Origin of the sequence: Virgibacillus sp. 7505 (assembly GCF_002272135.1) — a bacterium.
Classification (GTDB): Bacteria; Bacillota; Bacilli; order Bacillales; family Amphibacillaceae; genus Terribacillus.
This window is the reverse complement of the sequence record NZ_NPBF01000404.1, coordinates 1-221: the sequence shown is the minus strand read 5'-3', so window position 1 is coordinate 221 and position 221 is coordinate 1. Positions and strand designations below refer to the sequence as shown.

Below are 221 nucleotides of genomic sequence, written 5' to 3'. Positions count from 1 at the left end.
CGGCTGCCAAATCATCTCCAAACGTCTCAAATACATAGCGGACGCTCTCTAAATCATTGTAATGCACCGTCAATGTATTTTGGGCTACACTTTCTGGAACACCTGGACTATCAGGGAGGCCCAGTGTTGCCACACCAGAACCTGCTTTAATTAACATTGAGTCGCCATGTCCATGGTAACAGCCGACAAATTTTAAAATTTTGTTACGTCCTGTATAGCCC

At 44.8% G+C, this 221-nt stretch carries 1 pseudogene; it reads right to left on the bottom strand.

Annotated elements, in window-relative coordinates:
* Nucleotides 1-221: pseudogene (locus tag CHH91_RS19520) on the bottom strand (aspartate aminotransferase family protein); the annotation flags it as partial.